This is a genomic window from Streptomyces phaeofaciens (genome assembly GCF_014648915.1).
Taxonomy (GTDB): Bacteria; Actinomycetota; Actinomycetes; order Streptomycetales; family Streptomycetaceae; genus Streptomyces; species Streptomyces phaeofaciens.
This window is the reverse complement of sequence record NZ_BMSA01000002.1, coordinates 316,108-338,097: the sequence shown is the minus strand read 5'-3', so window position 1 is coordinate 338,097 and position 21,990 is coordinate 316,108. Positions and strand designations below refer to the sequence as shown.

The following is a 21,990-nucleotide window of genomic DNA, read 5'->3' as shown; positions in this document are numbered from 1 at the left end:
GAGAGGACCTGTGGGGCAGTCGGCGGCCCCTATGGGACACCTTGCCCCGAATTTATGAGACAGACTGTTCCGAATCTCTGGAACAGGATGCACCATAGACATCTGTGGGGCAAGGTGTCCCAGAGCGGGATCCGAGGCAGACTGTCCCAGAACCCCTGGCACGGCGGTCCTCCCCCGACCCCGCCGCGCGCACGACCGAACGGAGCCGGATGTCCGCATCTCCCGTCCCCGAGCCGACCGGCGCCCTCGACGCCCCCGACGCACCCGGCCGCGGCCCCGACCCGCGCGCCGAGCGCAGCCGGGCCGCCGCCCTCGCCGCCGCCCGCGACCTGCTGGTCGAACAGGGCTGGTCGGCGGTGACCCATGTCGCGGTCGCGGCCCGCAGCGGAGTCGGCCGCTCGACCCTCTACCGCCACTGGCCCGACGCCTCCGGCCTGGTCCGGGACGTCATCGCGCAGCGCATCTCCACCGCCCGCGTGCCCCTGACCGGCGTGCTGCGCGAGGACCTCGTCCACCAGCTCGACGGCCTGCGCCACCTCCTGCACGACCCGGTGAGCGACCGCGGACTGCGCGCCGTCATCGAACGCGCCGGCGTGGACCCGGTCTTCGCCCGTCTCAAGGAGGACCTCTACCGCCACGGCTCCCAGGACTTCCGCACCATCCTCGAAGCCGCCCGCACCCGCGGCGAACTCGCCCCGGACCTCGATGTCGACCTCGCCGTCGACCAGCTCGCCGGCCCCCTGATGTACCGCCGGCTGCTGGCCGGCCGCCCGGTCACCGAGGAGTACGCGCGCCGGGTCGTGGACGACTTCCTGGCCGCCCACGCGCCCCGGGGCACGGTCCGCGACGGGGGCCGGGACACCCCGGCCGACGAACACCCCCTCGTACCCTGATGGACATGGCCTCCTCACCCGTCGCCGCGCCGGCCGAGCCCGTCTTCCGGATCGACCGGACGATGGCACTGGTCGGCGCCTGCCAGTTGTTGGAGCTGGGCTGGATCGTCCTGGGCCGGACGGCGGACGGCGCGCTCGCCGCGCTGGCCAGCTGCGCCGCCGCGGCCGCCGGCTGGCTGGCGCTCGGGTTCCGCGCCCGACGGCCGCTCGCCGCCGCCGTGGTCGCCCTGCTGGTGACGCTGGTCTACTACACGCACGCCGGCATCAACGGCCCCACGCCCGCCCTGATCTTCATGGTCGCCCTCTACAGCGTCGCCAGATCGGGCCAGCTGACCGCGGTCGTCGCCCTCGCGGTGCTCATCATGCTGGTGATCGCCTACGGCGAGCTGGGCGTCGTCGACCAGCAGCGCAGCGTCGACAACATGTCGATCGCGCTGCTCAGCGGCTGGTTCCTCAGCGTGATCGCGTTCAGCCACGCGATGCGCACCCGACAGGCCTATCTGGCCGAGGCCGAGGCGCGGGCCCTGGCCGCGGAGCGCGAACGCGACGTACGGGCCAAGCAGTCGGCGACCGAGGAACGGCTGCGGCTGGCCCGCGAGCTGCACGACGTGCTGGGCCACAACATCTCGCTGATCCACGTGCAGACCAACGCCGCCCTGCACCGCAGCACCCGCCGCCCCGGACAGACCGCCGAACTCATCACCGCCCTGGAGTTCGTCCGCGACACCAGCAAGGAGGCCCTGCGCGAACTGCGGGGCACCCTCGGGGTGTTGCGGCAGGTGGACGAGGCCGCGCCCACCGCGCCGACGGCCGGCCTCGACCGGCTCGGCGAACTGGCCGACCGGGCCGCCGTCACCGGCCTGAACGTGAAGGTCACCGTCGAGGGCGAGCAGCCCGTCCTCTCCCCCAAGATCTCCCTGGCCGCCTACCGCATCGTCCAGGAGTCCCTGACCAACATCACCCGGCACGCCCAGGCCGCCCACGCCACCATCGAGGTCACCTACACCCCGGACACCCTGCGCGTCCGCATCGAGGACGACGGCCAGGGCACCGCCGACACCGGCTCCCAGGGCAGCGGCATCGCGGGCATGACCGAGAGGGCCCGCGCACTGGGCGGCCGGCTGACCGCGCACGACACCGGCCAGGGCTTCCGGGTGGACGCGACCCTGCCGCTCGCCCCGGCGGAGCCCTTCCCCGAACGGAGCGTCAACTGATGTGCCCCGCGGGCCGATTCATCCACGACATCACGGAACTCCCTGTTTAGGGTGGCCTCATGACGACGACGATGCCGCCGACACCGACGCCCCCACGCATCAGAGTGCTGCTCGCCGACGACCAGAAACTCGTCCGCGCCGGGTTCCGCTCCATCATCGACGACGAGGACGACATCGAGGTGGTCGGCGAGGCCTCCACCGGCACCGAGGCCGTCCACCTGACCCACGCGCTGCGCCCCGACGTCGTCCTGATGGACATCCGCATGCCCGAGGAGGACGGCCTCGCGGCCACCCGCCGCATCGTCTCCGACGACGCGCTCTCCGAGGTCCGCGTGGTCATCCTCACCACGTTCGACGTGGACGACTACGTGTACGGCGCCCTGCGCGCCGGCGCCTCCGGCTTCCTGGTCAAGGACACCGAGCCGATGGAACTGCTGCACGGCATCCGGGTCTGTGCCCGCGGCGACGCCCTGATCGCCCCCGCGGTGACCCGGCGCCTGATCGCCGAGTTCGCGGGCCGCGTGGTCCAGCCGGACGTCAGCCCCCGCCTCAACGTCCTCACCGAGCGGGAGTTCGAGGTCATCCGCCTGGTCGGCGCCGGCCTCACCAACGACGAGATCGCCGCCCGCCTCGTCCTGAGCCCCTACACCGCCAAGACCCATGTCAGCCGCATCATGAGCAAACTCAACGTCCGCGACCGCACACAGCTGGTGATCATCGCCTACGAGAGCGGCATGATCAAACCAGGCTGGCTGGGCTGACCTCGGCGAGCGATTGTGTACACATGGCACACTCGGTACCCTTGGGCGCATGACGCACCCGTTGCCCATAGAGTCCATCCGCGATGTCCGGGCTCACCTGGCCGAGGTCGTGGAGCGCGCGGATCGCGACGACGTGCCCACGGTGATCACGCGCCGAGGCAGGCAGGTGGCCGCGGTCGTGTCCATCGAAGTGCTCCGGAAGTACCAGGAATGGGAAGAGCGCGAGATCAACCGGATCATCGACGAGCGCATGGCCAACCCGGCGCCCGGCATCCCGATCGAGGACATCATGAGGGAGACGCTGGCACGCGGTGACTGAGTACCGAACCGTCTTCCGCCCCGAGGCGCAGGCCGAGCTTCGGAAGATCCCCCGCGACATGGCGCTGCGCATCCTGGCCAAGCTGACCGAGCTGGAAGGCGACCCGCTCGGCTTCAACACCACCGCACTCGTGTCCCAGCCGGACCGCCGCCGGCTACGGGTCGGCGACTACCGCGTCGTCTACACGATCGACAACGGAGAGCTGGTGGTCTGGGTCGTTCACGTGGGACACCGGTCCACCGTTTACGACACCTGATCGCCACCGACGACACGTCGGAGCATCCGGCACCCGTCCGGCACGGCAACGACGAAGGGGTCGGACTCGACAGAGCCCGACCCCTTCTGACGTGCACGTTCGACTCGACACCTCCCGTGCAGCATGTGCACCGCTACACGTTGAAGCGGAACTCCACCACGTCCCCGTCCTGCATCACATACTCCTTGCCCTCCATGCGGGCCTTGCCCTTGGCGCGGGCCTCGGCGACCGAGCCGGTCTCCACCAGGTCGGCGAAGGAGATGACCTCCGCCTTGATGAAGCCCTTCTGGAAGTCGGTGTGGATCACGCCGGCGGCCTCGGGGGCGGTGGCGCCCTTCTTGATCGTCCAGGCGCGGGACTCCTTGGGACCGGCCGTGAGGTAGGTCTGGAGGCCGAGGGTGTCGAAGCCGACGCGGGCCAGGGTGGCCAGGCCGGGCTCCTCGGCGCCGACGGACTCCAGGAGCTCCATGGCGTCCGCCTCGTCCAGCTCGGCGAGGTCCTGCTCCAGCTTGGCGTTGAGGAAGATCGCCTCGGCGGGGGCGACCAGCGCGCGCTGCTCGTCCTTGAAGGTCTCGTCGACCAGCTCGTCCTCGTCGACGTTGAAGACGTAGAGGAAGGGCTTGGTGGTCAGCAGGTGCAGGTCGTGCAGGAGCTCCTCGTTGCCCGAGCCCTGGACGATGCCCGCGGAGAAGAGGGTGTCGCCCTTCTCCAGGATCTCCTTCGCCGCCTCGACCGCTGCCACCTTCGGCGCGATGTCCTTCTTGATCCGCGACTCCTTCTGGAGGCGCGGCAGGACCTTCTCGATCGTCTGGAGGTCGGCGAGGATCAGCTCGGTGTTGATCGTCTCGATGTCGTCCTTGGGCGAGACCTTGCCGTCGACGTGCACGACGTTCTCGTCCTTGAAGGCACGGATGACCTGGCAGATCGCGTCGGACTCACGGATGTTCGCGAGGAACTTGTTGCCCAGGCCCTCGCCCTCGCTCGCGCCGCGGACGATGCCCGCGATGTCGACGAAGTCGACGGTCGCCGGGAGGATCCGCTGCGATCCGAAGATCTCGGCGAGCTTCGTCAGGCGGGCGTCGGGGACACCGACCACGCCGACGTTGGGCTCGATCGTGGCGAACGGGTAGTTGGCCGCCAGCACGTCGTTCTTGGTCAGGGCGTTGAACAGGGTCGACTTGCCGACATTCGGCAGACCGACGATTCCGATCGTGAGCGACACGTTGCGACTTCCCGTAGTGAGAGGGCCAGGGGGCCGGTGCCCGGGTTTCCCGCGAGGGAGCGGACCAGGGGGTCTCAGGGCCGGCCGATCCACCAGTTTACGGCGTGCCCGGCATCGGGCCGGCGGACCTGTCGAACGGATGGCCAAGGTCCCTCCCCCGGCGTGTCTCACGCCCGATTCGCCACATAAAACGACCTAACTTGGTGGGGTGGAGCAACACAGGACGCGTCCCCCCCACCCCGCTCACCCCGGCCCGCGACGCGACACCCCGCTGCCGCCCCTTCCACCTCAGGCGGACCGTGAGCGGGGGGAACGGGAACGAGGGGAACGGGGGGCACGAGGGGAACGGGGCCGAGAGCGGGAGCGTGGACGCGGGCGGGAGCGTCAGGTGCCACGCGCCGTCCCCCGGGCCGCGCGGGCCGGCCGTGACGCCGCCGGGTCCGCCGGCCGGTCCCCGGGGTCCTCGCGGCCCGCGTCCGGCGCCCCGCGGCCGCCGCGTGTGCCCCGCCCGTCCGCCGGCGGCAGCCGTCCGGCACCGTTCTCCGTCCGCCGGCTGCCGAACCCCCGGCTCACCGGTCTCGGCAGCGGGCTGTTCGGCTCCGCGGTGATGTTGGCGCTGGGGGGTCTGGACATCCTGCTCTTCGGGGCGTCACTGACGGTGTACGGCGTGCTGTTCCTGCCCGTGTGCGTCCTGACCGCCCTGTGGGTGCGCCCCGGCGACCTGCCGGCCCCGCCCGTGGTCATGCCGATCGCCTTCGCGGTGGGCGTGCTGCCCGTGGCCGACGGCGGCGACGGTGCCGCGGCCCGGCTGATGGGCCTGGTCACGGCGCTGGCCACGCAGGCCGGCTGGCTGTACGCGGGCACGCTCGCCGCCGCCGTGACCATCCTCGTCCGCGGTGTACGCAGGGCGACGGCCCGCCGCCGCGCCGCCACCGCCCAGGCCGTCCGCCGCCCCCGCTAGGAGGCGCGGCCGGGAGGGCCGCCGGGGCTGCCCGGCAGGCGTCAGCTCTCCTTCGCCGCCCGCATCGCCGCTCCCACGATCCCCGCGTTGTTCTGGAGCTGCGCCGGGACGATCTCCGCCCTGATGCCCTCGATGAAGTGCAGGAACTTGTCGGACTTGCGGCTGACCCCGCCGCCGATGATGAACAGCTCGGGCGAGAACAGCATCTCGACATGGGCGAGGTACTTCTGGACGCGGTGGGCCCAGTGCTCCCACGTCAGCTCGTGGTCCTCCCTGGCCTTGCTGCTGGCGCGCTTCTCCGCGTCGTGTCCGTGCAGCTCCAGGTGGCCCAGCTCGGTGTTGGGCACCAGGACGCCGTCGACGAACAGGGCGCTGCCGATGCCCGTGCCGAACGTCAGCAGGATGACCGTCCCGCTGCGGTCGCGGCCCGCACCGAAGGCCACCTCGGCGACGCCCGCCGCGTCCGCGTCGTTGACGACGGTCACGGGCAGGCCGCCGAGGCGCTCACTGAACAGTGCGCGCGCATCGGTGTCGATCCAGCTCTTGTCGACGTTGGCCGCCGTGCGGATGGTGGATCCGCCGGTGACCACGCCGGGAAAGGTGAGGCCGACCGGGCCGGTCCAGCCGAAGTGCTCCACGACCTGCCGCACGCCGTCGGCGACACCCTCGGGCGTCGCCGGATGCGGTGTGAGCACTTTGCAGCGCTCCTGGGCCAGGTCGCCCCTGTCCAAATCCACAGGGGCGCCCTTGATCCCGGATCCGCCGATGTCCACGCCGAAGATCTGCATGGCCCTACGTTACGACGATCGACTGACAGTCACTCAGTCGAGGCGGCGGGCCGTGCCTCCGCCGCGCCGCTGCCGCCCCGCTCGGCCACCAGCGCCGCCGCCTCCTCGCGCAGGTCCCGGCGCAGCTCCTTCGGCAGCGAGAACGTGATGTGCTCGTCGGCCGCCTTGACCAGCTCCACGTCGCCGTAGCCGCGCTCGCCGAGCCAGCCCAGGACCTCCTCGACGAGGACCTCGGGGACGGAGGCACCGGAGGTGACGCCGACCGTGGTCACGCCCTCCAGCCAGGCCTCGTCGATCTCGCTGGCGAAGTCCACCAGGTACGCCGCCCGCGCACCGGCGATCTTGGCGACCTCGACGAGCCGCACGGAGTTGGAGGAGTTGCGCGAGCCGACCACGATGACCAGCTCGGCCTCGGCGCCCATCTGCTTCACGGCGAGCTGACGGTTCTGCGTGGCGTAGCAGATGTCGTCGCTGGGCGGCGAGATGAGCTGCGGGAACTTCTCCTTCAGCGCGTCGACGGTCTCCATCGTCTCGTCGACGGAGAGGGTGGTCTGCGACAGCCAGACGACCCTGGACGGGTCACGGACCTCGACCTTGGCGACGTCGGCCGGGCCGTCGACGAGCTGGATGTGGTCGGGGGCCTCGCCGGAGGTGCCGATGACCTCTTCGTGGCCCTCGTGCCCGATCAGGAGGATGTCGTAGTCCTCGTCGGCGAAGCGGACGGCTTCCTTGTGGACCTTGGTGACCAGGGGGCAGGTCGCGTCGATGGTGGCGAGCTTCCCGCGCGCGGCCTCCTCGTGGACGACCGGGGCGACGCCGTGCGCCGAGAACATGACGATGTTGCCGGGCGGCACCTCCTCCGTGCGCTCGACGAAGACGGCGCCCTTCTTCTCCAGGGTCTGCACGACGTACTTGTTGTGGACGATCTCGTGCCGGACGTAGACCGGGGCCCCGTACTGCTCCAGGGCCTTCTCCACGGCGATCACGGCACGGTCGACGCCCGCGCAGTAGCCCCGGGGAGCGGCGAGCAGGACACGGCGGCGGCCAGGCGAAGCAGTCATGCGTCCCATCGTAAGGCCGGGCCCGAAGGGCCGGAGTTCCCCTCGGGGGTGAAGCGGAGTCCCTCGCGGGGCGGAGCGGACGGACCACGTCGGCCTGACCGGCATTGTCGGTGGTGGCCACTACGCTCGGTCGCATGGCTGTGAACACGTCCGCGGACGCCCCGCTGCCCGTCGGCGAGGTGTCGCGGCTCATCGGGGGGTGGATCGACCGGCTCGGCGCGGTGTGGGTCGAGGGTCAGATCACCCAGTTGTCCCGGCGCCCGGGTGCGGGCGTCGTCTTTCTGACCCTGCGGGATCCGGCGCACGACATCTCCGTGGGCGTGACCTGCTACCGGCAGGTGTTCGACGCGGTGGCGGACGTGGTCGGCGAGGGCGCCCGGGTCGTCGTCCACGCGAAACCGGAGTGGTACGCGCCGCGGGGCCAGCTGTCGCTGCGGGCCGTCGAGATCCGGCCGGTGGGCGTCGGAGAGCTGCTGGCCCGGCTGGAGCAGCTGAAGAAGTCGCTGGCCGCGGAGGGGCTCTTCGCGCCCGAGCGGAAGAAGCCGCTGCCCTTCCTGCCGCAGCTCATCGGGCTGGTGTGCGGCAGGGCCTCGGCCGCCGAGCGGGACGTCCTGGAGAACGCCCGGCACCGCTGGCCCGCCGTCCGCTTCGAGGTGCGCAACGTCGCGGTGCAGGGGGTGCACGCGGTCACCCAGGTCGTGCAGGCCGTGAAGGAGCTGGACGCGCTCGACGAGGTCGACGTGATCGTCGTCGCCCGGGGCGGCGGCAGTGTGGAGGACCTGCTGCCGTTCTCCGACGAGCAGCTGGTCCGCGCGGTCGCGGCCTGCCGTACGCCGGTGGTCTCCGCGATCGGGCACGAGCCGGACAACCCGCTGCTGGACCATGTGGCCGACCTGCGCGCCTCCACCCCGACCGACGCCGCGAAGAAGGTCGTCCCGGACGTGGGCGAGGAGCTGGAGCGGGTGCGGATGCTGCGGGGGCGGGCGCGGCGGTGCGTGGAGGCGTTCGTGGAGCGGGAGGAGCGCGGGCTCGCCCACGCGCTCGCGCGGCCGGCGATGCAGGATCCGCACCGGATGATCGACGAGCGCGCCGACCAGGTCGCCTCGCTGACCGACCGGTCCCGGCGCTGCCTGCGGCATCTGCTGGACCGCGCGGACTCCGAGCTGACGCACACGCACGCGCGTGTGGTGGCCCTCTCGCCCGCCGCCACGCTGAAGCGGGGGTACGCGGTGCTCCAGAAGGCCGACGGGCACGTGGTCCGGGATCCGGCCGAGGTGGCGGCGGACGAAACGCTGCGCGCGCGGGTCGCCGAGGGCGAGTTCACTGTTCGAGTCGACAACTAGGACTGGACGCATGACGAGCAAGACCGAGGAAACCCTGGGGTACGAGCAGGCCCGCGACGAGCTGGTCGAGGTCGTCCGCCGCCTGGAGGCGGGGGGCACGACGCTGGAGGAGTCCCTCGCCCTGTGGGAGCGGGGCGAGGAGCTGGCCAAGGTGTGCCGGCGCTGGCTGGAGGGCGCACGGGCGCGGCTGGACGCGGCCCTGGCCGACGAGGAGGAGAAGGGGGAGGGCTAGGGAGGGGCTGGGAGGGCCGCCGGTCGGGCCGGAGAGGCCGGGGAGCCCGGAGAGGCCGGGGAGCGAGCGGGCCCGGGGGGCCGGAGGACGCGCGAGAGGCTGTGAAGCGGATCACCACGATCCGGATTTTGTTGAACCTTGAACTTCATTGGCGTAGCGTCATGGACGTCAGCCGGTCCGGCGTTCCGGATCCGGACGCGCACCCCAGGAAGTCGACAGATGTCTCTCGTTCTTGACCCCGCCGCCCAGGACCTGCTGTTCCGCGAGGCCCGCACCGCGAACACCTTCACCGACGAGCCGGTGACCGAGGAGCAGGTCCAGGCGATCTACGACCTGGTCAAGTTCGGCCCGACCGCCTTCAACCAGACCCCGCTGCGCATCACCCTGGTCCGCTCGGCCGAGGCCCGCGAGCGCCTGGTGAAGCACCTGGCCGAGGGCAACCAGGCCAAGACCGCCGCCGCCCCGCTGGTCGCGATCCTCTCCGCGGACAACGAGTTCCACGAGGAGCTGCCGCAGCTCCTCCCGCACTTCCCGCAGGCCAAGGACATGTTCTTCGCCGAGCGCCCGGTCCGCGAGAGCGCCGCCGCGCTGAACGCCGCCCTCCAGGCCGCTTACTTCATCATCGGCGTGCGCGCCGCCGGTCTGGCCGCCGGCCCGATGACGGGCCTGGACTTCGAGGGCCTCCGCAAGGAGTTCCTGGACGACGACCACACGCCGCTGATGGTCGTCAACATCGGCAGGCCGGGCGAGGACGCCTGGTTCCCGCGCTCCCCGCGACTGGCGTACGACGAGGTCGTCACCACCGTCTGAGAACTCACCGCCCGACGGCGGCGACGCAGACACGAAGAGGCCCCCGGCTCGGCAGCCGGGGGCCTCTTCACGCGTATGCGGAAGGCGGCGCTCAGGCCGTCTTCAGCGCCTTCGCCATCTCGGTGAGCCGCTCGAAGGGCGCCGTGCCCGCCACGACCGTCGTCGAGCCGTCGGTGCCCTCCAGCACGAGCGCGTCGTAGCGGCCGCCGGTGTAGCGGGTCCAGGTGCTGCCGCCGATCTCCTCGGTGGCCTTGGTCGCCGTCGAGCCCTGGCTGGCCTCGTCGATGAACTCCGCGCGCTTCTGAGTGGACTGCTCGACGGTGACGTACTCCCCGTCGGGGGCGTGGAAGCCGAGATGCCAGGAGTCGAAGTCGGCGCCGTCGAAGCGCACGGACGTCGCCTTCCAGGTCTCGGGCAGGCCCTCGGGCGCGGCCACCGGGTACGACGCCGCGCGGCGCGCGGTGAGCAGTTCGACGCGGTAGTCGACCCGCTTGATGTCGGGAGTGTGATCGTCGTGCGGGATGAAGAGGTAGATCACCCACGCCGCGATCACGATGAGACCCAGGGAGAGGATCATGTCCCGGGCCGACTTCTGCTTGCCGTTCGCACCTGCCACGCCCCCTATCGTCGCAGGTGCCCGGCGCGCTCATCCGTGGGGGCCCCTGCTCATTTTGTCGGACTGACGATAGAGTCGATCCTCGAACCCTCATCCGGCCGTCGTCGTATCAGAAAGGTGCGCTCCGATGACCGAGCATCATCATTTGCCGTCCGAACTCGATGTCCCCTCCGAGGCCCCCGACCGCAACCTCGCCCTGGAACTGGTCCGTGTGACCGAAGCCGCCGCCATGGCCGCCGGCCGCTGGGTGGGCCGCGGCGACAAGAACGGCGCCGACGGTGCCGCGGTGCGCGCGATGCGGACCCTCGTCTCCACCGTGTCGATGAACGGCGTGGTCGTCATCGGCGAGGGCGAGAAGGACGAGGCGCCGATGCTCTTCAACGGCGAGCGCGTCGGTGACGGGACGGGCCCCGAGGTCGACATCGCCGTGGACCCGATCGACGGCACCACGCTGACGGCGAAGGGCATGCCGAACGCGATCGCCGTCCTCGCGGCCACCGAGCGCGGCGCCATGTTCGACCCGTCCGCCGTGTTCTACATGGACAAGCTGGTCACCGGCCCCGAGGCCGCCGAGTTCGTCGACATCAACGCGCCCGTCGAGGTCAACATCCGGCGGGTCGCCAAGGCCAAGCGGGCCACGCCCGAGGACGTCACCGTCGTCATCCTCGACCGGCCGCGGCACGAAGGCATCATCAAGGAGATCCGGGACACCGGCGCCCGGATCAAGCTGATCTCCGACGGCGATGTGGCCGGCTCCATCCTTGCGCTGCGCGAGGGCACCGGCGTCGACCTGCTGCTCGGCATCGGCGGCACCCCCGAGGGCATCATCTCGGCCTGCGCGGTGAAGTGCCTCGGCGGCACCATCCAGGGCAAGCTGTGGCCCAAGGACGACGAGGAGCGGCAGCGGGCGATCGACGCGGGCCACGACCTGGACCGGGTGCTGACCACCGAGGACCTGGTGCAGGGCGAGAACGTGTTCTTCGTCGCCACCGGGATCACCGACGGTGAGCTGCTGCGCGGCGTGCGGTACCGGTCGGAGACCGCGACCACCGACTCGATCGTGATGCGGTCGAAGTCCGGGACGGTGCGGCGGATCGACTCGGAGCACCGGCTGAGCAAGCTGCGGGCCTACAGCGCCGTCGACTTCGACCGCGCGAAGTAGCCACTACGGACAGTGGGGCGTCCCCGGTGCGGAGGGGACGCCCCACTGTCGTGCGAGCGGCTCGTCAGCCCGCCTGCGCTATGTGGCCGGCCGTCGTCCTCGCCGCCTTCTTCAGCTCCATGTCACGGCGCCGGCGGCGGGCCAGTACGACGCGGCGCTCGGCGGCGGTGAGGCCGCCCCAGACGCCGTAGGGCTCGGGCTGGAGCAGTGCGTGTTCGCGGCACTCCACCATCACCGGACAGCGCGCGCAGACCCGCTTGGCGGCCTCCTCGCGGGAGAGCCGGGCGGCGGTGGGCTCCTTGGACGGTGCGAAGAACAGCCCCGCCTCGTCGCGCCGGCACACCGCCTCGGTGTGCCAGGGAGCGTCTTGGTCCCTGTCACGCGCTGGCACCCGCTGGGCCGGAACGGCGGCGACCTTCAGGGACGAATGCGGCGGTTGCAGCACGGGTCTACTCCTGACGACGGCTTCGCGAGCGAGAGGCGATGCAGCAAGGCCTACCCGCTGTACGCGCGCCTATGCACTGAGTTCCGAACCGCTGGGTTCCGGGGACCGCCGTGCGCAACCGTGCGCGGACCGGTTGGTTTCGGCCGTGACGGCTCCATGGCCGTCAATGGTCCAGGTGCTTGCGCAGACTTCTGTCGACCTTGCGGTGCACCCGGTCGAGGATGTCCTCGACGAGCTTGCCGCGCTTGGGCCGGCCCTCGATGTTGCCCAGCACCGCCCAGCCGTCGACGTACACCACGGGCGCCTCGGGGGAGGCCGCGTCGAGGGTGTGCACCTCGAAGTTGCCGAGGACGCCGCCGCCGGTGCCGTGCAGCGACACGTTCTCCGGGACGCGGACCTCGACGTTGCCGAAGACCGCGAAGGCCTTGACCACGACCTGCTGGTACTCGAAGAGCGCCTCGCTGAGGTCGATCTCGACGGTGCCGAAGATCGCGTACGCGTGGATCCGGCGGCCCGCGCGCCAGCGGCCCCGGCGGACGGCGCTGCTGAACACCGCGATCACGTTGTCGTCGGGGTCGGCGGGGATCGCTCCGGCGGTGGGGCGCGACGGGGCGGAGTGGGGGCTCGCGCGCCGCTCGTGCGCGGCGGGCAGGTCCCGGATGAACACCTCCAGTTCGCCGACCGTCTTCGCGGCCAGCACGCCCTCGACGCGCTCGGCGTGCTCGTCGGCGGTCAGCCGGCCCTCGGCCAGGGCCTCGCGCAGGATGTCGGCGATACGGTCACGGTCGGCGTCCGAGGCCCGCAACTCGGCAACCGGTGTGGGGGCGGCGGCGGTCTGCTTCTGAAGGTCCACCCGGCCAGCGTACCCACACACGATAGATCGCGATAGTCCCCCTCGCGGGGCGGCCGCCGTCGAACTGAGCCTTACCTCACAAGCTCGGCGCCGGAGGCAGGTTCTACGCTGGTGAGGCCCGCCAGCGTCGGCGGGGCACCGTCCGCCGAGTGAGGAATGGGCTGAGATGCCTGAGTTCGCATACACCGATCTGCTCCCCATGGGAGAGGACACCACCCCCTACCGGCTGGTGACCTCCGAGGGTGTCTCCACCTTCGAGGCCGACGGGCGGACCTTCCTCAAGGTGGAGCCCGAGGCGCTGCGCAAGCTGGCCGCCGAGGCCGTCCACGACATCCAGCACTACCTGCGCCCGGCCCACCTCGCGCAGCTGCGCCGGATCATCGACGACCCCGAGGCGTCGGCCAACGACAAGTTCGTGGCGCTGGACCTGCTGAAGAACGCGAACATCGCGGCGGCGGGCGTGCTGCCGATGTGCCAGGACACCGGCACCGCGATCGTCATGGGCAAGCGCGGACAGAACGTGCTGACGGAGGGCGGCGACGAGGCGGCCCTCAGCCAGGGCATCTACGACGCGTACCTGAACCTCAACCTGCGCTACTCGCAGATGGCTCCGCTCACCATGTGGGAGGAGAAGAACACCGGCTCCAACCTCCCGGCCCAGATCGAGCTGTACGCCACCGACGGCGCCGCGTACAAGTTCCTGTTCATGGCGAAGGGCGGCGGCTCGGCCAACAAGTCGTTCCTCTACCAGGAGACGAAGGCCGTCCTGAACGAGGCCTCCATGATGAAGTTCCTGGAGGAGAAGATCCGCTCGCTCGGCACGGCCGCCTGCCCGCCGTACCACCTGGCGATCGTCGTCGGCGGCACGTCCGCCGAGTACGCGCTGAAGACCGCGAAGTACGCCTCCGCGCACTACCTGGACGAGATCCCGGCCGAGGGCTCGCCGCTCGGCCACGGCTTCCGGGACAAGGAGCTGGAGGAGAAGGTCTTCGAGCTGACGCAGAAGATCGGCATCGGCGCCCAGTTCGGCGGCAAGTACTTCTGCCACGACGTGCGCGTGGTCCGCCTCCCCCGGCACGGCGCGTCCTGCCCCGTCGCCATCGCCGTGTCCTGCTCCGCCGACCGCCAGGCGGTCGCGAAGATCACCGCCGAGGGCGTCTTCCTGGAGCAGCTGGAGACCGACCCGGCGCGTTTCCTGCCGGACACCACGGACGAGCACCTCGACGAGGCGTCGGACGTCGTCCGGATCGACCTCAACCAGCCGATGGAGTCGATCCTCGCCGAACTGACGAAGTACCCGGTGAAGACCCGTCTGTCGCTCTCCGGACCGCTCGTCGTCGCCCGCGACATCGCGCACGCCAAGATCAAGGAACGCCTGGACGCGGGCGAGGAGATGCCGCAGTACCTGAAGGACCACCCGGTGTACTACGCCGGCCCGGCGAAGACCCCCGAGGGCTACGCCTCCGGCTCCTTCGGCCCGACCACCGCCGGCCGGATGGACTCCTACGTCGAGCAGTTCCAGGCCGCGGGCGGCTCCAAGGTCATGCTCGCCAAGGGCAACCGTTCGCAGCAGGTCACCGACGCCTGCGGCGGCCACGGCGGCTTCTACCTCGGCTCCATCGGCGGCCCGGCCGCCCGCCTCGCCCAGGACTGCATCAAGAAGGTCGAGGTCGTCGAGTACGAGGAGCTCGGCATGGAGGCCGTCTGGAAGATCGAGGTCGAGGACTTCCCGGCCTTCATCGTCGTCGACGACAAGGGCAACGACTTCTTCAAGGACCCGGCCCCGGCACCGACGTTCACCTCGATCCCGGTGCGGGGCCCGGGTCTGGTGTGATCCGGTGACGCACGCCCGCCCCCGGTCGACGCGGGGCGGGCGGCGCCGCGGGGCCCGGCCTGCCGTCCCGCCCGGGGCGTCGCGGCCGGGCGGAGACCCGTCTCACAGGACCGACGCCCTCCGGACGGCCGAACGCGCGGAACATCCGCGGCGCCCCGTTCGCTGTACCGGTCATGAGCGACTACCGCATCGAGCACGACTCCATGGGCGAGGTCCGGGTCCCGGCCGAGGCCAAGTGGCGGGCGCAGACCCAGCGCGCCGTCGAGAACTTCCCCGTCTCCGGCCAGCGCATCGAGCGGGCGCACATCGAGGCGCTGGCCCGGATCAAGGGCGCCGCGGCGAAGGTCAACGCCGGGCTCGGGGTGCTCGACAAGGACATCGCCGACGCCATCCAGGAGGCCGCCCTGGAGGTGGCCGAGGGCCGGTGGGACGAGCACTTCCCCGTCGACGTGTTCCAGACCGGCTCGGGCACCTCGTCCAACATGAACACCAACGAGGTCATCGCCACCCTGGCCGGTGAGCGGCTCGGGCGGGACGTGCACCCCAACGACCACGTCAACGCCTCGCAGTCGTCCAACGACGTCTTCCCGTCGTCGATCCACATCGCCGCCACCGCCGCCGTCACCCGCGATCTCGTCCCGGCCCTGGAGCATCTCGCCGACGCGCTGACCCGCAAGTCGCGGGAGTTCGCGGACGTCGTGAAGTCGGGGCGCACCCACCTCATGGACGCCACGCCCGTGACACTGGGCCAGGAGTTCGGCGGGTACGCCGCCCAGGTGCGGTACGGCGTCGAGCGGCTGAGGGCGTCCCTGCCCCGGCTCGCCGAGCTGCCGCTGGGCGGCACCGCCGTGGGCACCGGGATCAACACCCCGCCCGGCTTCTCCGCCGCCGTCATCGCGGAGGTCGCCCGGGCCACCGGGCTGCCGCTGACCGAGGCGCGCGACCACTTCGAGGCGCAGGGCGCCCGGGACGGGATCGTCGAGACGAGCGGGCAGCTGCGGACCATCGCGGTCGGGCTGACCAAGATCGCCAACGATCTGCGGTGGATGGCCTCCGGTCCGCGCACCGGTCTGGCCGAGATCAGCCTCCCCGACCTCCAGCCCGGCTCCTCGATCATGCCCGGCAAGGTCAACCCGGTGATCCCGGAGGCGGTGCTGATGGTCGCCGCGCAGGTCGTCGGGAACGACGCGGCCGTCGCCACGGCCGGCGCGGCCGGCAACTTCGAGCTGAACGTCATGCTGCCGGTCATCGCCCGCAACGTCCTCGAATCCGTCCGGCTCCTCGCCAACGTGTCCCGGCTGCTCGCCGACCGGACCGTGGACGGCATCGTCGCGCACCGCGAACGCGCCCGCGAGTACGCCGAGTCCTCCCCGTCCGTGGTCACCCCGCTCAACAAGTACATCGGCTACGAGGAGGCCGCGAAGGTCGCCAAGAAGGCGCTGGCACAGCGGCGGACGATCCGGCAGGTCGTCCTGGAGGGCGGCTACGTGGAGCGCGGCGACCTGACGGTCGAGCAGCTCGACGAGGCGCTGGATGTCCTGCGGATGACACACCCGTAACCTTTCCCGCCACCGGGCCAGAACCGTGACGCGTGCGACAGCGTCGTATGCCCATGGCACCTAATATCTGTTCATGGCAGACGGCGGAGTGGTGAGGCGCGTGGGAACGGGTGGTACGGCGGCCTTCTGGGAGCCCGGGGACCAGATCCTGTGGCGGTACCGGGAGAACGGCGGCGCGGGCTTCCACATCGCCCGCCCGGTCACCGTCGCCCGGGACGACGAGGACGTGCTCGCCGTCTGGCTCGCCCCGGGCACCCAGGTCGTCAAGCCCGTCCTCACCGACGGCACCCCGCCGCACCAGGAACCGCTGCGCACCCGCTACACCCGCCCGCGGACCGTCCAGCTCGACCGCTGGTTCGGCACCGGGGTGCTGAAGCTGGCCCGGCCCGGTGAGCCCTGGTCGGTGTGGCTGTTCTGGGAACCGGGCTGGCAGTTCAAGAACTGGTACGTCAACCTGGAGGCCCCGCTGGCCCGTTGGGACGGCGGGGTGGACTCCGAGGACCACTTCCTCGACATCTGCGTGTATCCGGACCGCACCTGGGACTGGCGCGACGAGGACGAGTTCGCGCAGGCCCAGCAGGACGGCCTGATGGACGGGGCGGCCGCCGAACGGGTGCGCGCGGCGGGACGCGCGGCCGTGGACGTGATCCGCGCCTGGGGTCCGCCGTTCGACGAGGGCTGGCAGCACTGGCGCCCGGAGCCGTCGTGGGCCGTACCGTTGCTTCCGGAGGACTGGGACCGTACGCCCGCGCACGTGTCCACATGAGACCCTTGATGCGCCCCGGGGCGGGAAACGTAGGATCGTCCTCCGCAAGAGCATGCAACAGCAACTCCCGGGGCAGGCGCCGGGTCTGACCGAACGTCACCGAGGGGCGGCAGGACGTGAGCGAGGGGTACGAACGCACCACCGGCGGGGCCGAGGGCCGCGCCCGGTTCCCCGGTGGCACAGGAACAGCCTCTGACCACGCGGGAATTCCGTTCCGGGGACAGCTATTCCGGGTATCGGGTTCTCTGCGGGACGAACTGCGCGCGCGGCGCGCAGCCCCGGACGGATGGATGCGACACGCGTGACGGAGCAGCCCACCAGCTACGAACGCCCCCAGGGCGTCGACCCCACGGACCCCCGCGGGGCGCGCCTGCGTTCCCCGGCGCCGGGCGCGGCCGCTTTACCGCCCGCCGTCGCCCAGGGCCGCGCCGAGGACACCTCCAACGCCACCACGCCCGGTGAGAAGAGCGGCAAGGCGGGCAAGGGCGGCAAGGGAAAGGATCCGGCCGGTTCGGACCCCGAGCACTCCCAGCCGTCGGCGGGCGCCGAGCCGGACACCCACCGGCCGCGTCCGGCCCCCGAGTCCATCCCCGCCCAGCCGGGCGGCGAGGCGCGCTCGGAGCGCCGTACGGGACAGGGCCTGACGCCCGGCCGGCCCACGCCGATGCGCCGCGACGGCGACCGGCTGCGCTTCGTGGGCGCCGCGACCCGGCGGATCGCCCGGGGCCTGGACCTGGACGAGATCGTGATGGGGCTGTGCCGGGCCACCGTGCCCACCTTCTCCGACGCGATCCTCGTCTATCTGCGCGACCCGCTGCCGGTCGGCGACGAGCGGCCGGTGGCCGACCGCGTCATGCTGCGGCTGCGGCGCACCGACCGCATCCCGGACGAACGGGACACCGAGACCGGTTTCGCCGCGCTCGCCCTGCCGCCGCCCGAACCCGCCGAGCTGAACGCCGAGTTGTCGGCCGCCGTCGCCGAACTGTGCGAGGTGCGGCCCGGCGGGGCGCTCGCGGAGGTGCTGCGCGGGGTGCGTCCGGTGTTCGCCGACAATCCCGCCGCCCGCGCCGCGCTGCCCGAACTCCTGGGCGAGGACAGCACGTTGGTGGTGCCCGGCGGCCAGCGGGCCGTCCTGGCCCCGCTGCGGGGCCGGCGCCGGGTGATCGGCGCGGCGGTCTTCCTGCGCCGCCCGGAGCGCATCCCGTTCGAGAACGACGACCTGCTCGTGGCCGCCCAACTCGCCACGCACAGCGCCCTCGGCATCGACAAGGCGGTCCTGTACGACCGTGAGGCGTACATCGCCGACGAGCTCCAGCGCACCATGCTCCCGGAGACCCTGCCCCGCTGCACGGGCGTCCGGCTGGCCTCCCGCTATCTGCCCGCCGCGGAGACCGCGCGGGTCGGCGGCGACTGGTACGACGCGATCCCGCTGCCCGGCAGCCGGGTGGCGCTGGTGGTGGGCGACGTCATGGGGCACTCCATGACGTCGGCCGCGATCATGGGCCAGCTGCGCACCACCGCCCAGACCCTCGCCGGGCTCGACCTGCCCCCGCAGGAGGTGCTGCACCACCTCGACGAGCAGGCCCAGCGGCTGGGCACCGACCGCATGGCGACCTGCCTGTACGCCGTCTACGACCCGGTCTCGCACCGCATCACCATCGCCAACGCCGGCCATCCCCCGCCCGTCCTGCTGCACCTGGGCGGCCGGGCCGAGGTGCTGCGGGTGCCGCCGGGCGCGCCGATCGGCGTGGGCGGTGTGGACTTCGAGGCGGTGGAGCTGGACGCGCCGGCGGGCGCCACCCTGCTGCTGTACACCGACGGCCTGGTGGAGTCCCGGCTGCGGGACGTGGCGACCGGCATAGAGCAGCTGCGGGAGAAGCTGGCCGCGACCGCGCAGCTCACCGGGCCCGATCACCCGCCGCCGCTGGAGGCCCTGTGCGACGAGGTGCTCGACATGCTCGGGCCGGGCGACCGGGACGACGACATCGCGCTGCTCGCCGCCCGCTTCGACGGGATCGCGCCGAGCGACGTGGCGTACTGGTTCCTGGAGCCGGAGGACGCGGCACCGGGCCGGGCCCGGCGGCTGGCCCGGCGGGCCCTGTCCCGCTGGGGCATGGAGGACATGACCGACTCGGTGGAGCTGCTGGTCAGCGAGGTCGTGACCAATGCGGTGCGGTACGCCTCGCGGCCCGTCACCCTGCGGCTGCTGCGCACCGATGTGCTGCGCTGCGAGGTCGGCGACGACGCGCCGCAGCTGCCCCGGCTGCGGCAGGCCCGGCACACCGACGAGGGCGGGCGTGGGCTGTACCTGGTCAACCGGCTCGCCCGGCGGTGGGGGGCCACCCGGCTGAGCACCGGCAAGGTGGTGTGGTTCGAGCTGAACCGCGGCTGAGCTGAGCCTGTGACACGTGAAGGGCGCCCGGTGATCCGATCACCGGGCGCCCTTCGTGCCGTCCCCTACTGCCCGCTCTGCGGGTCCGGTGGGTTCTCCGGTTCCGTGGACGGATCCTCGGTGCTCGGTTCCGTCGAGGTGCCGCCGGTCGGCTCGTCCGTCGTCGGTTCGTCCGTGGTCGGCTCGTCGGTCGTCGGTTCCTGCGTCGTCGGCTCGTCGGTCGGGGTCGTCGAGGCCGACGGGCTGGAGGACGCGGACTCCGTCGGCGACGGGGACGTGGTCGGGGACGGGGACGCCGTCTGGACCGCCGCGCCCTGGTCGGTCTCCAGGTCGAACTTGCTGACCTTGGTGGAGACGCCGAAGGTGTACGCCGCCCAGATCTGCGCCGGGTAGCCACCACCGTTGATCCGGCCCGCGTCGCCGGACAGGCCGCTCGTGGCACCGGTCAGGGTGGTCTGGGGGTGCGGGGCCTTCGCGGACTCGCCGAACAGGCCGACCGAGGTGACCAGGTCGGGTGTGTAGGCGGTGAACCAGGCCGACTTGTTGTCGTCGGAGGTACCGGTCTTGCCCGCGACCTTCTGGCCCTTGCGCAGCGGGTTGTCCCGCACGGAGGTCTTGGCCGTACCGTCGTCGACCACGCCGGTGAGCACCGAGGTGACCGAGTCGGCGGCCTCGCGGCTGATGACTTCCTCGCCGATCGGGCTGATGTGCTTGAAGGACGGGTGGGCGCTGTTCTCGGCCGACTTGATGATCGCCGGGGTGACCTTCTTGCCGTGGTTGTCGAGCGTGGCGTAGACACCGGCCATCTGGAGCGGGCTGGCGCCCATGGTGCCCAGGGTCTGCGCGGGTACGGCCTTCAGGTCCTCGGTGTCCATGCCGAGGTTGCCGCCGACCTTCAGCACCTCGTCCATGCCGACGTCGACGCCCATCTGCGCGAACGCGGAGTTGATGGACTTGTTCATCGCGGTCTGGACGGTGACGTCGCCGTAGTTCTGGCCGTCCTCGTTCTGCGGGGCGAAGGCGATGTCGCTGCCGACGACCGGGCGCTCGCTGGTGCCGTCGTAGAGCGTGTTGGCGGTGATCTGGTCGCCGTCCTGCGTCTTGGCGTCCTCGTCGAAGGCCGCGGCGAGGATCACCGGCTTGAAGGTGGAGGCGGGCTGGTAGTCGGTGCGGGTGGCGTTGTTCAGGTAGTGCTCGGTGTAGCTGGTGCCGCCGTACATCGCCTCGACCGCGCCGGTGTGCGGGTTCACCGAGACCGCGCCGGCCTGGACGTCGGCGTCGACGGAGCGCTTCTTCTTGTCCAGCTTGCTGGTCAGCTGGTCCTTGACCGCCTTCTCCAGCGCCTTCTGCTTCTTCTTGTCGATGTTCAGCTCGATGTTCCAGCCACCGCGACTGACCATGTCCTCGGCCGACTTGAGGTCGTCGGCCGTGCCGGTGGCGACGAGCTGGCGGGCCAGTTCGGCGTTGGCCGCGTCGACCAGGTAGCCGATCTGGCCCTCCTGGCTCGGGTCGGCCTTGGGCTCCTCGGGCACCGGGAACTTCATGTCGTCGCGCTCGGACTTGTCCAGCCAGTCCTGCTCGACCATGTTGTCCAGGACGTAGTTCCAGCGGTTCTGCACCAGCTTCTTGCCGGTCTCGGAGGCGACGGCCCAGTCGTACTGGCTGGGTGCCTGGAGCAGCGCGGCGAGGTAGGCGCCCTGCTGGACGTTGAGCTTGTCGGCGTCGACGCGGTAGTAGGCCTGGGCGGCGGCCTGGATGCCGTAGGCGCCGCGGCCGTAGTAGCTGGTGTTGATGTAGCCGGCCAGGATGTACTCCTTGGACTCCTCACGGTCCAGCTTGATCGAGATGACCAGTTCCTTCAGCTTGCGCGTGACGGTCTGTTCCTGGCTCAGGTAGTAGTTCTTGACGTACTGCTGGGTGATCGTCGAACCGCCCTGCGCGCCCTTGCCCATGAGGGTGTTGAGGACACCGCGGGTGGTGCCCTTGAGGTCGACGCCGGCGTCGTTGTAGAAGGTCTTGTTCTCGGCCGCCACGAAGGTGTGCTGGACGGCCTTGGGTACCTTCGCGAGATCGACGTTCTCCCGGTTGACCTCGCCGTCGCGGGCGAGGATCGCACCGCCCTTGTACTTGTAGACGTTGCTCTGGAGCTTGGCGTCGGGGTTGCCGACCGGGATGGGCGTGCTCATGTAGAGCCAGACGACGGCTCCGATGACGGCCACGGTCAGGCCGAGGACGGTGCCGAGGACCTTCTTCCAGGTGAAGATCCGGCGTATGAGGCTCTTGTCCTTCTTGCCGCCCTTGGCGCCCTTGGCGCCCGCGCCCTTCTTGGCGCCCCGGCGGGCTGCCGCGCGCCCCCCGGCCGCGACGCCCTCGGCGGGCTCGGCCGCGGCCGACTCGTTCACCGAGGAGGGTGCCTCCGCCCGCGACGAGCGGTCCCTGGGCGCCGCGCGGCGGCCACCACGCTGTCGCGCTCGTCTCTCTTCCGCTCGTCCCATGAGTCCGC

Annotated in this window: 21 protein-coding genes; 14 read left to right on the top strand and 7 right to left on the bottom strand. The window is 71.3% G+C overall.

What is annotated here, in order from left to right:
• The first annotated feature begins 209 nt into the window (after positions 1–209).
• From IE275_RS05055 to IE275_RS05035, 5 genes are read left to right on the top strand one after another with little or no spacing between them, the layout of a single operon-like run.
• Positions 210–893 carry a TetR/AcrR family transcriptional regulator gene (locus tag IE275_RS05055; protein ID WP_189707968.1) on the top strand — a complete coding sequence of 228 codons (684 nt, stop codon included), beginning with the start codon at positions 210–212 and terminating at the stop codon, positions 891–893.
• Between the two features lie 5 nt (positions 894–898).
• Positions 899–2,107, top strand: a complete 1,209-nt coding sequence (locus tag IE275_RS05050; RefSeq protein ID WP_189707966.1) for a sensor histidine kinase — start codon at positions 899–901, stop codon at positions 2,105–2,107.
• A 59-nt stretch (positions 2,108–2,166) separates the two neighbouring features.
• Complete coding sequence (locus IE275_RS05045) at positions 2,167–2,868, top strand: response regulator (protein ID WP_229870104.1); 702 nt, start codon at positions 2,167–2,169, stop codon at positions 2,866–2,868.
• A 49-nt stretch (positions 2,869–2,917) separates the two neighbouring features.
• Positions 2,918–3,187 carry a type II toxin-antitoxin system Phd/YefM family antitoxin gene (locus IE275_RS05040; protein ID WP_189707964.1) on the top strand — a complete coding sequence of 90 codons (270 nt, stop codon included), beginning with the start codon at positions 2,918–2,920 and terminating at the stop codon, positions 3,185–3,187.
• Positions 3,180–3,443 (top strand): type II toxin-antitoxin system RelE family toxin, encoded by a 264-nt coding sequence (locus IE275_RS05035; RefSeq protein WP_189707962.1) that lies wholly within the window; start codon positions 3,180–3,182, stop codon positions 3,441–3,443. The genes IE275_RS05040 and IE275_RS05035 overlap by 8 nt, the downstream gene beginning before the upstream one ends.
• Before the next feature lie 133 nt (positions 3,444–3,576).
• On the opposite strand, the gene ychF is transcribed toward IE275_RS05035, so the two are convergent.
• The gene (gene ychF, locus IE275_RS05030; RefSeq protein ID WP_189707960.1) at positions 3,577–4,665 is read right to left on the bottom strand and encodes a redox-regulated ATPase YchF; all 1,089 of its coding nucleotides are present in this window, start codon (positions 4,663–4,665) and stop codon (positions 3,577–3,579) included.
• A gap of 388 nt (positions 4,666–5,053) precedes the next feature.
• On the opposite strand from ychF, the gene IE275_RS05025 reads away from it, so the two are divergent.
• Complete coding sequence (locus IE275_RS05025) at positions 5,054–5,626, top strand: DUF6542 domain-containing protein (RefSeq protein WP_229870103.1); 573 nt, start codon at positions 5,054–5,056, stop codon at positions 5,624–5,626.
• A 41-nt stretch (positions 5,627–5,667) separates the two neighbouring features.
• Here the strand turns inward: IE275_RS05025 and ppgK are convergent, their stop codons facing one another.
• Positions 5,668–6,414 carry a polyphosphate--glucose phosphotransferase gene (gene ppgK / locus IE275_RS05020; RefSeq protein ID WP_189707958.1) on the bottom strand — a complete coding sequence of 249 codons (747 nt, stop codon included), beginning with the start codon at positions 6,412–6,414 and terminating at the stop codon, positions 5,668–5,670.
• Positions 6,415–6,443: 29 nt separating this feature from the next.
• Complete coding sequence (locus tag IE275_RS05015; RefSeq protein WP_189707956.1) at positions 6,444–7,484, bottom strand: 4-hydroxy-3-methylbut-2-enyl diphosphate reductase; 1,041 nt, start codon at positions 7,482–7,484, stop codon at positions 6,444–6,446.
• Between the two features lie 125 nt (positions 7,485–7,609).
• Here IE275_RS05015 and xseA point away from each other — a divergent pair, with 125 nt between their 5' ends.
• The 3 genes from xseA to IE275_RS05000 all read left to right on the top strand — a co-directional run bounded on the left by xseA (position 7,610) and on the right by IE275_RS05000 (position 9,860).
• Positions 7,610–8,818 (top strand): exodeoxyribonuclease VII large subunit, encoded by a 1,209-nt coding sequence (xseA, locus tag IE275_RS05010; protein ID WP_189707954.1) that lies wholly within the window; start codon positions 7,610–7,612, stop codon positions 8,816–8,818.
• Positions 8,819–8,828: 10 nt separating this feature from the next.
• Positions 8,829–9,050 (top strand): exodeoxyribonuclease VII small subunit, encoded by a 222-nt coding sequence (locus tag IE275_RS05005; protein ID WP_189707951.1) that lies wholly within the window; start codon positions 8,829–8,831, stop codon positions 9,048–9,050.
• Between the two features lie 219 nt (positions 9,051–9,269).
• Positions 9,270–9,860, top strand: coding sequence for a malonic semialdehyde reductase (locus IE275_RS05000; RefSeq protein WP_189707949.1), 591 nt, complete (start codon positions 9,270–9,272; stop codon positions 9,858–9,860).
• A gap of 91 nt (positions 9,861–9,951) precedes the next feature.
• On the opposite strand, the gene IE275_RS04995 is transcribed toward IE275_RS05000, so the two are convergent.
• A complete protein-coding gene (locus tag IE275_RS04995) occupies positions 9,952–10,476 on the bottom strand; it encodes a DUF4245 domain-containing protein (protein WP_189707947.1) in 525 nt (174 codons plus the stop codon).
• 127 nt (positions 10,477–10,603) lie between these two features.
• Between IE275_RS04995 and glpX the strand changes: the two genes are divergently transcribed.
• Positions 10,604–11,638 carry a class II fructose-bisphosphatase gene (gene glpX / locus IE275_RS04990; RefSeq protein ID WP_189707945.1) on the top strand — a complete coding sequence of 345 codons (1,035 nt, stop codon included), beginning with the start codon at positions 10,604–10,606 and terminating at the stop codon, positions 11,636–11,638.
• 64 nt (positions 11,639–11,702) lie between these two features.
• Here the strand turns inward: glpX and IE275_RS04985 are convergent, their stop codons facing one another.
• Positions 11,703–12,083 carry a WhiB family transcriptional regulator gene (locus IE275_RS04985; RefSeq protein WP_189707943.1) on the bottom strand — a complete coding sequence of 127 codons (381 nt, stop codon included), beginning with the start codon at positions 12,081–12,083 and terminating at the stop codon, positions 11,703–11,705.
• A 163-nt stretch (positions 12,084–12,246) separates the two neighbouring features.
• A complete protein-coding gene (locus tag IE275_RS04980) occupies positions 12,247–12,936 on the bottom strand; it encodes a DUF1707 SHOCT-like domain-containing protein (protein ID WP_189707940.1) in 690 nt (229 codons plus the stop codon).
• Between the two features lie 166 nt (positions 12,937–13,102).
• On the opposite strand from IE275_RS04980, the gene IE275_RS04975 reads away from it, so the two are divergent.
• The 4 genes from IE275_RS04975 (at position 13,103) to IE275_RS04960 (ending at position 19,487) form a co-directional block, all read left to right on the top strand.
• A complete protein-coding gene (locus IE275_RS04975; protein WP_189707938.1) occupies positions 13,103–14,770 on the top strand; it encodes a fumarate hydratase in 1,668 nt (555 codons plus the stop codon).
• A 173-nt stretch (positions 14,771–14,943) separates the two neighbouring features.
• On the top strand, positions 14,944–16,329 hold the full coding sequence (locus tag IE275_RS04970; RefSeq protein WP_189707936.1) for a class II fumarate hydratase: 1,386 nt from the start codon (positions 14,944–14,946) through the stop codon (positions 16,327–16,329).
• A 73-nt stretch (positions 16,330–16,402) separates the two neighbouring features.
• Positions 16,403–17,095 carry a cytidylyl-2-hydroxypropylphosphonate hydrolase gene (fomD, locus tag IE275_RS04965; protein WP_189707933.1) on the top strand — a complete coding sequence of 231 codons (693 nt, stop codon included), beginning with the start codon at positions 16,403–16,405 and terminating at the stop codon, positions 17,093–17,095.
• Between the two features lie 301 nt (positions 17,096–17,396).
• Positions 17,397–19,487, top strand: a complete 2,091-nt coding sequence (locus IE275_RS04960; RefSeq protein ID WP_373299173.1) for a SpoIIE family protein phosphatase — start codon at positions 17,397–17,399, stop codon at positions 19,485–19,487.
• Positions 19,488–19,552: 65 nt separating this feature from the next.
• Here the strand turns inward: IE275_RS04960 and IE275_RS04955 are convergent, their stop codons facing one another.
• Positions 19,553–21,982, bottom strand: coding sequence for a transglycosylase domain-containing protein (locus IE275_RS04955; RefSeq protein ID WP_189707929.1), 2,430 nt, complete (start codon positions 21,980–21,982; stop codon positions 19,553–19,555).
• Between the last annotated feature and the right edge of the window lie 8 nt (positions 21,983–21,990).

What these genes read in the sequence shown, in the direction of transcription:
- IE275_RS05055 (WP_189707968.1), top strand. Translation starts at nt 210, where the DNA reads ATGTCCGCATCTCCCGTCCCCGAGCCGACCGGCGCCCTCGACGCCCCC.
- IE275_RS05050 (WP_189707966.1), top strand. Translation starts at nt 899, where the DNA reads ATGGCCTCCTCACCCGTCGCCGCGCCGGCCGAGCCCGTCTTCCGGATC.
- IE275_RS05045 (WP_229870104.1), top strand. Translation starts at nt 2,167, where the DNA reads ATGACGACGACGATGCCGCCGACACCGACGCCCCCACGCATCAGAGTG.
- IE275_RS05040 (WP_189707964.1), top strand. Translation starts at nt 2,918, where the DNA reads ATGACGCACCCGTTGCCCATAGAGTCCATCCGCGATGTCCGGGCTCAC.
- ppgK (WP_189707958.1), bottom strand. Translation starts at nt 6,414, where the DNA reads ATGCAGATCTTCGGCGTGGACATCGGCGGATCCGGGATCAAGGGCGCC.
- IE275_RS05015 (WP_189707956.1), bottom strand. Translation starts at nt 7,484, where the DNA reads ATGGGACGCATGACTGCTTCGCCTGGCCGCCGCCGTGTCCTGCTCGCC.
- xseA (WP_189707954.1), top strand. Translation starts at nt 7,610, where the DNA reads ATGGCTGTGAACACGTCCGCGGACGCCCCGCTGCCCGTCGGCGAGGTG.
- IE275_RS05005 (WP_189707951.1), top strand. Translation starts at nt 8,829, where the DNA reads ATGACGAGCAAGACCGAGGAAACCCTGGGGTACGAGCAGGCCCGCGAC.
- IE275_RS05000 (WP_189707949.1), top strand. Translation starts at nt 9,270, where the DNA reads ATGTCTCTCGTTCTTGACCCCGCCGCCCAGGACCTGCTGTTCCGCGAG.
- glpX (WP_189707945.1), top strand. Translation starts at nt 10,604, where the DNA reads ATGACCGAGCATCATCATTTGCCGTCCGAACTCGATGTCCCCTCCGAG.
- IE275_RS04975 (WP_189707938.1), top strand. Translation starts at nt 13,103, where the DNA reads ATGCCTGAGTTCGCATACACCGATCTGCTCCCCATGGGAGAGGACACC.
- IE275_RS04970 (WP_189707936.1), top strand. Translation starts at nt 14,944, where the DNA reads ATGAGCGACTACCGCATCGAGCACGACTCCATGGGCGAGGTCCGGGTC.
- fomD (WP_189707933.1), top strand. Translation starts at nt 16,403, where the DNA reads ATGGCAGACGGCGGAGTGGTGAGGCGCGTGGGAACGGGTGGTACGGCG.
- IE275_RS04955 (WP_189707929.1), bottom strand. Translation starts at nt 21,982, where the DNA reads ATGGGACGAGCGGAAGAGAGACGAGCGCGACAGCGTGGTGGCCGCCGC.